Annotated in this window: 15 protein-coding genes, 1 riboswitch and 2 other annotated features; of the genes, 3 read left to right on the plus strand and 12 right to left on the minus strand. The window is 35.7% G+C overall.

Annotation, left to right across the window (positions count from 1 at the left end; genetic code table 11):
- The first annotated feature begins 33 nt into the window (after positions 1 to 33).
- Positions 34 to 292, plus strand: a binding site (T-box leader).
- A 56-nt stretch (positions 293 to 348) separates the two neighbouring features.
- Entirely contained in the window at positions 349 to 1,704 is a 1,356-nt protein-coding gene (brnQ3, locus tag AC1Q51_RS11750) for a branched-chain amino acid transport system II carrier protein BrnQ3 (RefSeq protein WP_098353245.1), read from the plus strand.
- A gap of 24 nt (positions 1,705 to 1,728) precedes the next feature.
- On the opposite strand, the gene AC1Q51_RS11755 is transcribed toward brnQ3, so the two are convergent.
- From AC1Q51_RS11755 to gltP, 9 genes are all read right to left on the minus strand, one after another.
- Positions 1,729 to 2,067: a DUF3992 domain-containing protein gene (locus AC1Q51_RS11755; RefSeq protein WP_492331519.1), complete on the minus strand. Its 339-nt coding sequence runs from the start codon at positions 2,065 to 2,067 to the stop codon at positions 1,729 to 1,731.
- An 81-nt stretch (positions 2,068 to 2,148) separates the two neighbouring features.
- Positions 2,149 to 2,781, minus strand: a complete 633-nt coding sequence (locus AC1Q51_RS11760) for a response regulator (RefSeq protein WP_097924950.1) — start codon at positions 2,779 to 2,781, stop codon at positions 2,149 to 2,151.
- On the minus strand, positions 2,778 to 3,833 hold the full coding sequence (locus tag AC1Q51_RS11765) for a sensor histidine kinase (protein ID WP_000744326.1): 1,056 nt from the start codon (positions 3,831 to 3,833) through the stop codon (positions 2,778 to 2,780). The genes AC1Q51_RS11760 and AC1Q51_RS11765 overlap by 4 nt, the downstream gene beginning before the upstream one ends.
- Positions 3,833 to 4,573: a cell wall-active antibiotics response protein LiaF gene (gene liaF, locus AC1Q51_RS11770; RefSeq protein ID WP_000716093.1), complete on the minus strand. Its 741-nt coding sequence runs from the start codon at positions 4,571 to 4,573 to the stop codon at positions 3,833 to 3,835. Before liaF ends, AC1Q51_RS11765 begins: the two co-directional genes overlap by 1 nt.
- Positions 4,574 to 4,679: 106 nt before the next feature.
- Positions 4,680 to 5,342 (minus strand): PspA/IM30 family protein, encoded by a 663-nt coding sequence (locus AC1Q51_RS11775; protein ID WP_000814127.1) that lies wholly within the window; start codon positions 5,340 to 5,342, stop codon positions 4,680 to 4,682.
- A 47-nt stretch (positions 5,343 to 5,389) separates the two neighbouring features.
- Positions 5,390 to 5,746: a lmo0954 family membrane protein gene (locus AC1Q51_RS11780; protein WP_000808640.1), complete on the minus strand. Its 357-nt coding sequence runs from the start codon at positions 5,744 to 5,746 to the stop codon at positions 5,390 to 5,392.
- 182 nt (positions 5,747 to 5,928) lie between these two features.
- Complete coding sequence (locus tag AC1Q51_RS11785; RefSeq protein WP_000665496.1) at positions 5,929 to 7,245, minus strand: Na+/H+ antiporter NhaC family protein; 1,317 nt, start codon at positions 7,243 to 7,245, stop codon at positions 5,929 to 5,931.
- A 94-nt stretch (positions 7,246 to 7,339) separates the two neighbouring features.
- A riboswitch (SAM riboswitch) is annotated at positions 7,340 to 7,445 on the minus strand.
- Positions 7,446 to 7,565: 120 nt separating this feature from the next.
- Positions 7,566 to 8,084 carry a ribonuclease FAU-1 family protein gene (locus AC1Q51_RS11790; protein ID WP_063546925.1) on the minus strand — a complete coding sequence of 173 codons (519 nt, stop codon included), beginning with the start codon at positions 8,082 to 8,084 and terminating at the stop codon, positions 7,566 to 7,568.
- 68 nt (positions 8,085 to 8,152) lie between these two features.
- A complete protein-coding gene (gene gltP, locus AC1Q51_RS11795; protein WP_000821126.1) occupies positions 8,153 to 9,427 on the minus strand; it encodes a glutamate/aspartate:proton symporter GltP in 1,275 nt (424 codons plus the stop codon).
- Between the two features lie 495 nt (positions 9,428 to 9,922).
- On the opposite strand from gltP, the gene AC1Q51_RS11800 reads away from it, so the two are divergent.
- Together AC1Q51_RS11800 and AC1Q51_RS11805 are read left to right on the plus strand one after the other, a co-directional pair.
- Complete coding sequence (locus AC1Q51_RS11800) at positions 9,923 to 11,197, plus strand: murein hydrolase activator EnvC family protein (RefSeq protein ID WP_000726083.1); 1,275 nt, start codon at positions 9,923 to 9,925, stop codon at positions 11,195 to 11,197.
- Positions 11,198 to 11,298: 101 nt separating this feature from the next.
- Positions 11,299 to 11,457 carry a hypothetical protein gene (locus AC1Q51_RS11805; protein ID WP_001095997.1) on the plus strand — a complete coding sequence of 53 codons (159 nt, stop codon included), beginning with the start codon at positions 11,299 to 11,301 and terminating at the stop codon, positions 11,455 to 11,457.
- Between the two features lie 26 nt (positions 11,458 to 11,483).
- On the opposite strand, the gene AC1Q51_RS11810 is transcribed toward AC1Q51_RS11805, so the two are convergent.
- The 3 genes from AC1Q51_RS11810 to AC1Q51_RS11820 form a co-directional block, all read right to left on the minus strand.
- Positions 11,484 to 12,839 carry a sodium-dependent transporter gene (locus tag AC1Q51_RS11810; RefSeq protein WP_053564908.1) on the minus strand — a complete coding sequence of 452 codons (1,356 nt, stop codon included), beginning with the start codon at positions 12,837 to 12,839 and terminating at the stop codon, positions 11,484 to 11,486.
- A gap of 111 nt (positions 12,840 to 12,950) precedes the next feature.
- Positions 12,951 to 13,199: a binding site (T-box leader), on the minus strand.
- A 64-nt stretch (positions 13,200 to 13,263) separates the two neighbouring features.
- Positions 13,264 to 13,878, minus strand: a complete 615-nt coding sequence (locus tag AC1Q51_RS11815; protein WP_097924952.1) for an NAD(P)-binding protein — start codon at positions 13,876 to 13,878, stop codon at positions 13,264 to 13,266.
- On the minus strand, positions 13,853 to 14,608 hold the full coding sequence (locus tag AC1Q51_RS11820; RefSeq protein ID WP_097924954.1) for a sirohydrochlorin chelatase: 756 nt from the start codon (positions 14,606 to 14,608) through the stop codon (positions 13,853 to 13,855). The genes AC1Q51_RS11815 and AC1Q51_RS11820 overlap by 26 nt, the downstream gene beginning before the upstream one ends.
- Position 14,609 lies beyond the last annotated feature (1 nt).

Raw genomic sequence — 14,609 nt, forward strand, 5'->3', positions numbered from 1 at the left:
AAACATGCAACAATACTGTCAGAATACTTGAATAAAAATTCATTGACGAGAACGAGTACGTTATAGAACTGTTCCCCAGAGAGTTGGCGATTTGCTGAAAGCCAACGTTCAGTGCGTAACCGAAAATCATCTCCGAGAAGTAGAACCGAATGTTACAGTAAGTTCTTACCGGCCGTCCCCCGTTACAAGGAACACGTATCATGTTGTACGTTGCAAAGCCGTATACATATAGATTTATTTCTACATGTGTAAATTAGGGTGGTATCGCGGGTAAATATAACTCGTCCCTTTCTTTAGGGACGAGTTTTTTGTGTTCTTACAAATGAATTTAAAAAAGGAGGAAAAACAATGAACACTGTATCAAAAAAACATATTTTTTTCACGGGTCTTATGCTATTTTCTTTATTTTTTGGGGCAGGTAATTTAATTTTCCCTCCCATGCTTGGCCAAAATGCAGGTGAAAACTTTTGGCCAGCAATGATTGGATTTTTACTAACAGGAGTTGGCTTACCACTACTAACTGTTATCGCAATTTCTCTATCTGGAAATGGAATGCAGCAACTTGCAAGTCATGTTCATCCATTATTCGGAATTTTCTTTACAGTAATTGTATACATTGCTATCGGTCCATCTATGGGCATCCCACGTGTTGCAAATGTCGCTTATGAAATGGGTGTTAGTTCTTTCTTACCAGAAACAATCCGCTCTAGCAGCCTAGTGCTATTTGTATATACAATCATCTTCTTTACTATCGTATTTTGGCTGAGTTTGAATCCATCTAAACTTGTTGATCGTATTGGAAATGTATTAACACCTATTTTATTACTCTCTATTTTCTTATTGTTTGTTAAAAGTGTATTTACACCAATTGGGCAATCAGGACCAGCAATGCAAGAGTATCAAACTTCTCCAATCTTCAAAGGCTTTATGGAAGGCTACTTAACAATGGACACTATTTCAGCACTTGCATTCGGAATTATCGTTGTAAATGCAATTCGTTCTAAAGGTGTGAATGATCGTAAGTCCATTGCCATCGCCACAGCAAAAGCAGGGCTTATTGCCGCTACAGGGCTCGTACTTGTATACGGTGCACTCGGCTGGCTTGGGGCAACTAGCGTCTCGCTCGGATATGCAAAAAATGGCGGACAGCTACTTACTGTTATCGTACAACAATTATTCGGTCCATACGGTTTGCTCCTATTATCTCTTATCGTTACACTCGCTTGTTTAACGACATGCGTTGGACTCGTATCTGCGTGCAGCCAATATTTTTCAACATTATTGACTACATTTTCATACAAAACGTTCGCGAGTATCATTTGCGCATTAGGATTACTAGTTGCCAACTTAGGTTTAACGAAAATTATCGCAATCTCTGTTCCAATTCTACTTGTTGTATATCCAATTGCGATTGTACTCGTACTACTATCATTACTTCATAAATACTTCGGTGGATATCGCTCTGTTTATGTAGGTGCTTTAATTGGAGCAGCTGTAGTGAGCGTATTTGATGGATTAAAACAAGGTGGTATTTCAGTTTCATTTATCACACCATATTTTGAATTTATCCCTTTATATAATGAAGGAATCGGCTGGCTAATACCAGCATTAGTAGGAGCTCTTATTGGTCTTGCAATGGCTAAGTTAAGCGGTACGAAAAAAGTTCCATTAGTAACCGAATCTCACGAAGTAAAAGCCTCCTAAAAAAACTCCCAAAAGGGAGTTTTTTTACATTTGATACGCAGTATGATTAAAACTGCTTATTTTATAAGCCTTCGTATAATATTCAATATTCGTATCAACTGTTTCTACCTTGACAACATCATAGCGCTCTTCTTGCTTTACTAAAAATAAATAGTATTCCTCTGTTGCCTCAATAATCGCAATTTTATCTGTTTCAACATTATATTGTTCACAAAGTGCTTGTAATGTGTTCACATACTCCCCTAATTTTTTAGACTTATCCATTCCGAATATAGTTTGAACTAACATATACATTCTCCCCTTTATATGTACTGTTAACACCTTAATGATAACGCTTACATTATTTATCGTCAATAAAAACATTCGATGGTTTTAACGCCAAATCTATATTATAGCGAGCCAATAATCAGCGAGGAATTCCCCGCCAATTAAAGCTTCACTTTATCACTTCGTTAATTGATGCCTAAATGCATAAATAACTGCCTGAGTACGATCACTTACATTCAATTTATTTAATATGTTACTCACATGTGTCTTTACCGTTTTCAGTGCAATAAATAACTCATCCGCAATCTCTTGATTACTTTTTCCCTCTGCAATTAATAACAAAATCTCAAACTCTCTTTCCGTTAAGTCATCATGCAAAGGTTGCTCTTTCTTTTGACGCATACGGGACATCATTTTCCCGGTAACTTTCGGCTCTAATACTGTTTCTCCATCATAAGTAGCTCGTACAGCATCAGCAATATCACTTGCTCTTGATGTTTTTAATAAGTAACTGGTCGCACCAGCCTCAATAACAGGGTACAATTTTTCGTCATCTAAAAAGCTTGTTACAACTACAATTTTTGCTTCTGGCCATTCTTGAATAATAGCACGTGTTGCTTCGACACCATCCATCTCATCCATAACAAGGTCCATTAAAATAATATCCGGTCTTAATTGCAATGCTAATTCTGATCCTTTTCGTCCATTATCAGCTTCCCCTACTACTTCAATATCTGGCTGTGTAGATAAATATGCCGATACACCCATACGAACCATTTCATGATCATCGACAAGCAATACTTTTATCATACTTCTCCCCCTCTCTCAATCATAATCGGTACTTTTACTTCTATTTGTGTACCTTTGGCCGGGAAACTAAGCACCTTGAGTGTCCCACCAATTTCATGAACACGCTCTTGCATCGATCTTAGGCCATATGAACCTGCCTTATTAACGCCTACTTCAAACCCAACGCCGTCATCAATAATTTTTAAAATCGCATATTGATCAATTTTTCGAAGGCGCACTTCTGTTTTCTTTGCCTTTGCGTGTCGCAACGTATTTGATAGCGCTTCTTGCACAATACGGAATAAATGATCTTCTACACCTTTTTTTAATTCTATTGGCTCAATAAGCCATTCAATTTTCATATGTTGTTTTCGCGATAATTCCGTTAATAATTCCTCTATACCTTCTGTCAGTTTCTTACCTTCCAATTGTACAGGACGTAAATGAAGGAGCAATGCTCTCATTTCTGATTGAGCATTTACAACCATATTTTCAACAAGTTGTAATTGTTTTTTTGTCACATCTGGAAATTCAGTTATTTGTTCATTAATCGCTGACATCATCATCGACATTGCAAAAAGCTGCTGACTTACTGAATCATGCAACTCCCTTGCTAAACGATGCCTTTCTTGAGAAATCGCTTCTTGTCTCATCTCTTCATTCCAATGAGCTCGTTCATTCGTTACTTTTTGAAAGAGTCCAGCTTGCTCCTCTAATCGACGAGCCAAAACGATTACTTTTCGTTCCACTTCATGAAATTCATCATCTGCAGTAAACGAAACATCGCTCGGAAAATTCCCTCGCTCTACTTCAAATAGAAACGTATTTAATCCTTGTATACGCTGCTCTATATAGTAACCGATTGCATATCCTACAATTCCCCCGATAAGTAAACTTGTAGTCATAATAAACAAGCCAATTGGAACAGAAGCGATGGATTCCTTCCATAATAAATCATACACTTGTTGCTCGCTTTTCCATACATATACAATTGTACAAATGAGTGCGATACTAACTGAGGACAACATAGAATAACGAATATACATCCACGAAATATTTTTTTGTTTCTTCATTATACTTTCCTCACTTCCGTGTCGCCTACGACAAGCGAAGAAATAATTTTAATACGACGAGGAGCCTCTTTATACTGCTCTGTTCTAAATGTAACATTGCGGTTAAACCCTGTCTCTTCATGACCTGGCAAGAGCACACGTCCGACAATAACAGAATGATTTAAAGAAAGTTCAATATCATATGGCACATATAAACGAATATTACCAACGACACCCCGAATAACAATTATCGTTTCCCCTTCTGGAATCATAGCAGTAGTTAAATCTATTTCCACATCACAAGCACCGTATTGAACATTAATATCCTCAAGTTCATAAATATGATCCATCATTCGTACATTGCCTACAAACATATTTTTCAAATATGGTTCTGTACGATATATTTGCTTCTCTTCGTCTATAATCCCTTTTTCTTTAATTTCAACCTTCATTGCTTTTTGCTGATGCCCTTGTTGAATCAATTGATAACCAATTAAAGCTAAACAAGCAAATACGACAAGAACAAATGCTGCTGATGAAAATAAGAAGAATAAAAATACGATACCACCAACAAATAAAAATACATTTCCCCGTACATAACGATTCTTTTTACGATAATGCCTTCCAAACATAAGCATAATAAATGCAAAAATGAGACCACCTGGTTCAAAATGTCCAAGTATCATATCAAGAAAAAGACCGAATCCAAATATGATGAGGAGCATCCCCATTAATTGTGTCTTTGAAAAATGTTTCTTCATTTCAGCTCCCCCCTTCTTGTCACATATACATAGAAGAAAAGGCATTGCTTTCCAACACCTTTTCTCCTATCACTATATCATAAGCCTGTTTTATAATATACTACTATTATTTTGTTAACTCTTTCGTTAACGATACATCATTCTTTTCTTTCATTTCACGCTCAAGTTTTGCAATTTTCATATCAAATGTGTCACGCTCATGCTCTTCATTCATGCGAGTTTCTAAGTCACGAATGTGATCTTCAATTTCTTCAAATCGTAAGAACGGATTATTTTCATCCATTTTATGCATTGCAGTATTCATACGACGATTTGCATGTGCCATATTTTCACGTGCCATTAGTTCCATACGCTTTGCGTGCATTTCTTTTAATTTATTTTTCATTTCAGAAAGACGACGCTCTAACTCATCAATTTGCTCTACAACACCTGCATACATTTCTTCTAATCGAGTTACTTGCCCTTCATAATAAGCTACCTCTTCTAACGCACGTTCGTGCAATTGTAATTCGCCTGCTTCTTGAGCAATGATAGCTTGCTTTGATCTTTTGTTAACGAAATAACGTGCTTGCTCAAGCTCACGAGCAAAGTTAGATTTTAATGTTTTATGACGTTCAATTAACTTCTCAATTTTTGTTATTTCACGCTCACTATCACGTAAATATTGGTTTAACATCGCAATTGGATTTTTTCTTTCCTTCTCATCTAACACGTTATGAAAATCAGCTAAAATTGCATCGCGTACACGTCCGAATAAAGATTGTTTCATTATAAATCTTCCTCTCTTCTACTTTATTTATAATTTGATTTATTGTTTTAGTTTTTCATTAATTTGTTCCACTCATCTTCAAAGTTGCTATATGGTTTAGAACTTTCTGGAGCAGATTCAACAACTACATCTTTTTCTTTTTTCCACTCACGGTATCCGTAGTATAAAACCACTAAAGCAGCGATACCGATTAATGCTGGTGAATGAGAAAGCGCAATGGATAAACCGATTAAACCAACAATACCCCAAGCTAACTTTCCAAAAAATGACTTAGCTCGCACAAATGATTTATAGCTCCAATATACAACTCCTGCTCCGATTGCGAATCCTACAATACCAGCAAGACTACCAAGAGCAATTAAAGCCAAAATACCGGCTGCGATAAACGCTAGAAATTGTTTCATCTTGTGCTTGCCTCCCTTCGATTTGATACTCTTATCTTAACTATTTTTTCATCTTTCCATAACGAGCTTAAGAACCGTTTTTAACTCAGACTTAAGACCGAGTCATATTCAGCCCTTTACGCAAAAAAACGTGCAGAGTTTATTCTCTGCACGTTTTTTTAATTACTAACATTCATATTAAATTAAGCTGTTTTATGATACTCTTTTTTCTCAGCCACTTTAGAAAATCTTGGAAATCCAATTAAAATAGAAACAATCCCACATACTCCAACTAAGATTGGATAAAATGCATATGGCAACAATTCAACCGGAGATAACGCTGCAAATCCTGCTGCCGTTAACATTTGGGCACCGTACGGAATTAATCCTTGTACACAACATGAGAAAAGATCTAATACACTCGCTGATTTACGAGGGTCTATTTCATATTGATCTGCAATATTTTTTGCAAGCGGGCCTGTAAAAATAATCGAAATCGTATTATTCGCTGTACACATATTAGTCATACTTACTAAACCAGCAATACCAAATTCTGCACCTTTTTTCGAACGAATATTACGTGTTAATACATTCATTAAATATTGAATACCACCATTATATTGGATTAATTCAACCATACCGCCAATTAATATAGCAAGTAATACTAACTCCATCATACCGCCCATTCCAGTCGTTACACTTTTAAAGAAACTTTCTAACGTGTAACTTCCATCTATAAGACCGATAACACCAGATAATACAGTTCCACCAGTTAATACAATAAGTACATTCCAGCCAAGTAGCGCTGTAATAAGTACTCCTGCGTACGGTAAAATCTTTATCCAATCAAAGCTATGTGCTTTAATTTGCGTGTCACTTCCTGAAGTAACTATTACTAATAGTACAATTGTAATAATAGCCGCTGGTAACACAATTAAAAAATTCGTTTTAAACTTATCTTTCATTTCTGTTCCTTGTGAACGAACAGCTGCGATTGTTGTATCTGAAATAAATGATAAATTATCACCAAACATCGCTCCCCCAACAACAGTAGCCATTGCAAGCGCAATTGAGATATCAGTTTGACCACTAATACCTACAGCAATCGGCGCTAATGCTGCAATTGTTCCCATTGAAGTTCCCATTGCTAATGAAATAAATGCACCAATAACAAAGATTCCAGCTACGATAAATCCTGGCGGTAAAATAGTTAACGCTAAATTAACAGTTGAGTCTACTCCGCCCATTCCTTTAGCAGTTTCAGAAAATGCACCTGCAAGCACAAAAATTAATACCATAATCATAATATCCGGATTTCCTGCACCTTTAGCGAACCGCTCTACTTTCACATTAAAACTTTCTTTACGATTCATCACTAAAGCGACTCCTACAGCAATTGAAATCGCTACAAGTATCGGCAATTTATAGAAATCACCTGTAATAATTCCAGAACCAATAAATAGCGCCAAAAATATCCCAAGTGGTAATAAAGCTAAACCATTTCCTCTCGTTTCTTTCAAAGTACCATCTCTCCCTAGTTTCAACCTTTTTCTAATGAATAACAAAAGACCTCTTCCGGTGAGAAGAGGTCTTATACATCTATAAGAAACGCTCTTCTCATCTTTCAAGCACATGCTTGCTGGATTTGGCACAGCACTCTGAAATCGAGTCCGCTGCCGAGGCATCGTAGGGCCAGTCCCTCCGCCTCTCTTTATAAGAAGGTTTCATATTTATTTTTTAATAATAATTTCTTCCCTAACTTTACTCGCTTACAAAACAAAAGTCAATTATTTTTTGTATAGATTTTTTTGGTAATTATACAAAAATTTGAATACAATAATCATTTTAACTTTTCGATTTCTTCTTCCAATATTGAAATCCAATAAAATTCACTATTTTTTATTGCTGCTAATATCCATTTCGTAGTGTACCAAGCTAACTCATACTCTTCCTTCGTGACATCGCCACTTTTATAAGCATCCTCTAGCTCCTCTTCATCTAATACATACACCTTACCGCTAGGTAATAATACTACATCTAAATATAAATCATCAAAATACGGTAAACCACGATCGTCTATTTCATATTCTTTCGTCACATCAATATAATATTGCACTAAATTGTGCCTATCATCTAACATAACTGTAATCGCAAAGTTCTTTCCATTAATGAAATATTGAACCCACGTATACCCATCACTTGCAATACAAATTTCTTTACCATCATATTCTTTACAACTAGGCTCTCTCACCTTTTTTATATCCAGTATTCCGAGCATTCCCTCTTCCACTTGCTTAAGCCTATAACTCTTTTCTATTAGTCTTTTCCACGAAGAACCGTCACCATATTTACGTTTCATTATGTATACTCCTCTTCTATATACAGAAAAGCTCCCACATATTATGTGAGAGCTTGTTCATATTATAATTAAGCAGCTTGACCCTTTTCAGAAATCTCTTTTAAATAAGCTTGTCCTTTTTCAGCGTCATATTGACCTTCCCACTTAGACATAACTACAGCTGCTAAAGAGTTTCCTACAACGTTAACTGCTGTACGAGCCATATCTAAAATACGGTCAATACCAGCAATGAACGCTAAACCTTCAGGTGGAATACCTACTGTACCAAGTGTCGCTAATAATACAACGAATGATACGCCCGGTACACCTGCGATACCTTTTGATGTAACCATTAATACAAGTAATAATGTAATTTGTTGTGTAATAGATAAATCAATACCGTACATTTGCGCCAAGAAAATAGCCGCAATTGCTTGATATAAAGTTGATCCATCTAAGTTAAATGAATAACCTGTCGGAATAACGAAAGATGTAATTGCTTTCGGACAACCGAATTTCTCCATTTTCTCCATGATTTTTGGTAAAACTGTTTCTGAGCTTGCTGTAGAATACGCTAAGATCAGCTCGTCTTTTAAAATCTTAAAGAATTGGAAAATGTTAATTCCAAATATTTTCGCTGTAAGTCCTAAGACAACTACGACGAAGAAGATCATTGCCCCATATACGACAATTAGCAATTTCCCTAATGGAATTAATGAAGCAAGACCAAATGTAGAAACTGTAACACCAATTAATGCAAACACACCAAATGGTGCAAATTTCATAACTTGGTTTGTTACATAAAACATTGCGTCAGCTACACCTTGGAAAAATTGAAGAACTGGTCTTCCTCTTTCACCAATTGCTGCTACACCTAAACCAAATAGTACAGAGAAGAAGATAATAGCAAGCATATCTCCGTCAGCCAATGACTTCATAATGTTCGTTGGAACAATATTTACAAACGTATCTGCAAATGAATGACTTTGTACTTGCTCTGTCGTATGTGTATATTTCGAAATATCTGTCTTTGTTAACTGCTCCATATTTACGCCTTTTCCTGGTTGGAAAATATTCGCTATTAATAGACCAACAATAATTGCAATTGTTGTAATAATTTCAAAGTAAATAATTGTTTTTCCGCCTAGTCGACCTAGTTTTTTAACATCGCCAACACCAGCAACCCCAACAACAATACTTGCTACAACAATCGGTACAACGATCATTTTAATTAATCGGATGAAAATATCACCAATTGGTTGTAAGTACTTCACAACAGCTGGATTATCAAAGAAAATCGCCCCAACCGCAATACCAAGCGCAAGCCCTATTAATATTTGCCATGCAAGTCCTATTCTTTTCATATTTGTTGTAACCCCCTCTTCGATGTGTCACTCTATCTCTCATTCTATCTCTATAAAACTAAGAAATTAAGAGTATTACATATTATTCGACAATTCACTACATTTTGTCCCTGTTAAAAATCATAAATCAAAATTTAAAATCTGACAACAAAATAACTTTCCCCGAATGCAAATAATTTTCTTGACAAAAAATAAACCCATGTTAGAAAACCTCACATGAGAACGATTCCTTACTAGTATTTTATTAGCTTTCTAAGTACTATTTCACCCCATAAAAACTATTACTTTCCTCCTGTATTTTACATATAAATCCCAAAATATACCTTTATTACAGCCATAAATAAAATGTAAGTACTATGACAATTAAAGTTGAAAAATGATAAATTCCGACAAAACTTAGCAATTTTATAAAGTTTTCTTTACATTATGATTACAACGATAGACACTCTTCTTCTTATGATATATAACATTCATAGGGAAAGGAGTCAGACAACTATGAAAAAGAAATTTGCAGCGTTTAGTGTTTTAGCAGCAGGAACGATTTTTGCTTCCCCGTTACTTTCACCCGTATACGCTGAAACAAATCAAGATAAATTATCTAACATTCAATCTGAATTAGAAGGCAAACAAAGTGACTTACAAAATAAATCAGTCGAGAAAGAACAAATAGAAAAAGAAATTCAAGAATTACAGAAGAAAATCGATGAATTAACTACTTCTATTAATAAAAACGAGGCTGAATTAAACGATACAAAAAAAGAAATTAGCAAAACACAACAAGTAATTACTGACAAAAAGAAACATATAGAACAATTACAAACAAACATAGATACACGTCAGGAAGTTATTAAACAACGATTACAATCTATGCAAGAAAAACCGCGTACAAATATCATTACAGAAGTATTAACAAACTCTACAAACATTGCTGATCTTGTTGATAATATGTACTCCGTAAGTTTAATATTAAACAACGATACAGATATTGTAAAAAAACAAACATCTGATCAAAATGCTGTAACTACAGAAAAAGAAGCTGTTGAGAAAAAAGAACAACAACTGAAAGAATCTGAGCAAAAACTAGAACAAAAACAACAAGAATTACAAAATAACCAACAGCAGCAACAGACTCTTATTAACGATCTACATACGAAAGTCGCAAAAGTAGATTCAGAGATTGAAGGATTAGAAGAATCCAAAGGCATTTTAGAAAATCAACGTCAAGCTGTGCAAAAAGCAATTGAAGAAGAAAAACGGGCCGAAGAAGCTCGTAAAGCGGAAGAAGCTCGCCAGGCAGAAGAGGCTCGCAAACAACAAGCTACTAAATCTGCTCAAGCAACTCAAGCAGCTCCAACACCACATGATACAAACATCGGTGGCTTTATCAAACCAGCAGCTGGATCAAAAACTTCCGGATTTGGTGTACGTTCTTTAGATAACCATAAAGGAATTGACATCGCCGCTTCGGGAACGGTTCCAATTATCGCTGCTGCAGATGGCGTTGTTATTCGCTCAGAATTATCATCTAGTTACGGAAACGTAGTGTATTTATCTCACCGTATAAACGGAAAAACATATACGACAGTATATGCTCATATGAATAGCCGTTCTGTATCGAATGGACAAACTGTAAAACAAGGCGATCAGCTTGGATTTATGGGGAACACGGGCCAATCATACGGACAACATTTACACTTCGAACTTCATCTTGGAGAATGGAATGTCGGCAAGACAAACGCAGTCGACCCATCTCCTTATATCGGATTATAAAAAACCTCGGTATCTACCGAGGTTTTTTATTTACACTTCACACAATATAGGCATTCTACATAGACTATAACTAAATGCCTATAGTTTACGAGGTGATCAATATGAATACGCAATTACAACAAAAAATAGAAGAAGCTAGAGCGACATTTATCGGCCGGATATTTACATTTGGCGGATCAGTTTTATTTTTAATCGGTTCATTCCTCGCAGTCACCACAGCCTATAAAGCGTATAATCGTCTATTACATTCAACAACATAAAAAAAGACGGGAGATCCCCGCCTTTTTTATGCAAACATTTTAAATACACCTATCACATTTAAAAATACAATTATTACAGTTACCGGAATAACATAACGAAGTAAGAAGAACCAAATGTTAAATAACGTTTTCCCCTTCGTTTCCGTCACTTCTAATTCTTTCATCAACAACTCTTTACTCATTTTATTTGGTACAAATAATGAAATAGCTAGTACTCCTAACGGCAGCAATACGTTACTTACTGAAAAGTCGACTAAATCAAAGAATGTTTTCCCAAATATTTTCACGTCACTCATAATCCCAAATGATAACGCTGATGGAATACCGACTGCAAAAATAAGAATACCAATTAATAATGATGCTGACGGACGCTTCTTCTCATTACCTTTCGCAACAGATGCTACTACAATTTCAAGCATTGAAATTGCTGATGTTAAAGTCGCAAAGAAGAATAAAATTAAAAACATAATAAAGAAAAATTGACCAAATGGTATTTTTGCAAATACTGCTGGAAGGACGATAAACAGTAATCCCGGTCCTTCAGTCGGTTTAACTCCTAATGCGAAAATCGCTGGGAAAATTGCTAATCCTGCAAGTACTGTAACAAAAACAGTTAAACTTACAATAGATGTTGCCGATTTCGCTAAATGTTCCTCTTTCTTTAAATACGAACTATACGTTACCATTACCGAGGCACCTACAGTTAGCGAGAAGAAAGATTGTCCCATTGCATATAAAATTGTATCTGCTGTAAGCTTTGAAAAATCTGGTTTTAAGAAGAACTCTACTCCAGCAAAAGCACCATCGAGTGTTAACGCACGAACAATAATCGCAATAAATAAAATAAATAATAGCGGCATCATGTACTTACTTGCCTTTTCTATACCTTTCTCTACACCTTTACTTACAACAAAAATCGTACAAAGCATAAAGATAAATTGCGCTCCAATCGCACTTAACGGATTTGAAATCGTTTCACCGAACAATTGTCCATAATCAGCTACTCCATTCCAGAAACTTCCTGTCACACTATAATATAAATAAAGTAAAATCCATCCACCTACAACGCTATAAAAAGATAGTACACTAAAACAAGTAACAACTCCCATACGACCAATCCAAGGATATAATTTGCTATTTGGCACTAGTACTTTATAAGCTGTGACCGCCTCTTTTTGCGTGCTACGTCCAATAACAAACTCCGCTATTAGAAGAGGCATACCTATAAATAAAGTTAACAGTAAAAATACAAGGAAGAATGCGCCTCCCCCGCCATTACCTGCAACATATGGAAATTTCCATATCGCACCAAGACCTACTGCGGCTCCGGCTGCTGCGAGTACAAAGCCTATTTTCGACGTCCATTGCTGTGTTTCTTTCATCATAAATTCTCCTTTTCTGAATATTTAAACTTTTGTTAATTATACACTTTCATTTCATACTCGCACACCTCCTTTAGAAAATAAAAAAGTCCCCTACACGCAAATATGCATGTAGAGGACGATATATGTAATGTAAATACCGTGGTACCACCTCAATTGGATTGATAAATCCCACTTGTTCAAGTACAGGAATAATTCCGATACTCTATCCTTTTAACGGCGGAACCCGGGTTGCCTACTACAATGTTCAACATACCTCTCGCAAGCCCATTCTGTATAATTTATCGTACCGGGCTCCCACCTAACCCCAGCTCTCTGAACGCATCAAATATACGTACTCTTCTTGCTCATCGATTTCATCTATTGAAGTTACTTGTGATTATAAATTATATTTTTATATTTGTAAAGCGCACTTTATCTTTTATTATTTTAAAACCTTTCCCTCTAATTCTCGCAAAAAACTTTCTCTTTCTCTCTCGTTTTGCACATATACTGATTTCAACACTTCTTGGAGTAATATATTTCGTTCTCTCTTTTCTAACTGTAAATCTTTTAACTTCACCCTTACTTCATATAAAAAATCTAAATACCATTCATATGTCTCATCATATTTATTTGCAATCTCATCTCGAATTTTTTTTGCGAGCTTTGGGCTCGCTCCCCCAGTAGAAACTGCTATATTAAGCAAACCACGATGAATCGCTGCTGGAAAGTGAACATTACCACTTTCCGGATTTGTAATAACATTTACTAATTGATTCTCTGCGGCATCTTCAGCAACTTGTTCATTTAATATTGAATCACTACTCGCTGCAACAACTAAAAAAGCATTTTTAATATCACTTTTTTCATATTCTCTTTGATACCAACGAATTTTCTTTTCTTCCACAAGTTTTACTAAATTCGCATCTAATTCTGGACTGATCACAACTATATCCGCACCTTGTTTGAGTAAAGGAATAATTTTAAATCCTGCAACTTTTCCCCCACCAATAACAACAACGCGTTTCTCATTAACTCGCACTGTAAGTGGATACATACTGATCTCCTTTCAATAACTCCGTCGTTTTCTGAATTAACATATCTTGTAACGCTTCATTCTTCCCTAAATATGGACTGATTTTTATCTCTTCCAATGCATATTGGCGCACTTCTTTCTCAATATGTTTCATAAGTAAACCTGTAAATAACAAATAAGGTAGCACAACGATGTTCTCCACTTCCCGTTCTACAACTTCCTTCAATTTCCTCTCAAATTTCGGCTCCGCAGCCGCTAAATAACAAACCTCAACTTTTTTAATTTTCTCCTCAGCTTGAAATAAAGAGGCGATCCATTTTATATCTTGTAATACTTCAGGATCACTACTTCCTCTTGCAACGAGCAGAAGGGTCACTTCAGCCTTCCCTTCCTTTTCAATACCACTTCCGTTATATACTGATTTGATCAGTGTTTCTGATACACCAAACGGATTACCATAAGTCACTTTAACATTCGGATATTGATTCTTGAGCTTTACCAATTCAAATGGAATATCTTTCTTCACATGACCTGCCGCTAATAAAAAAACAGGGATGGAAATAATCTCCGTGGCCCCACGCTTCACACATGTACGAAAACCATCTTCAATAGAAGGATTCGCTAACTCTAAAAAACAAACTTCTTGAATATTCGCTTCTATACGACTCATACACGATGTAATAAATTGAATCGCCTCTTCTTTCGCTGTCTTCAAACGACTTCCATGACATATATATAAGACGGCTTTCATT

The sequence above is a fragment of the Bacillus sp. MT94 genome (assembly GCF_058792475.1).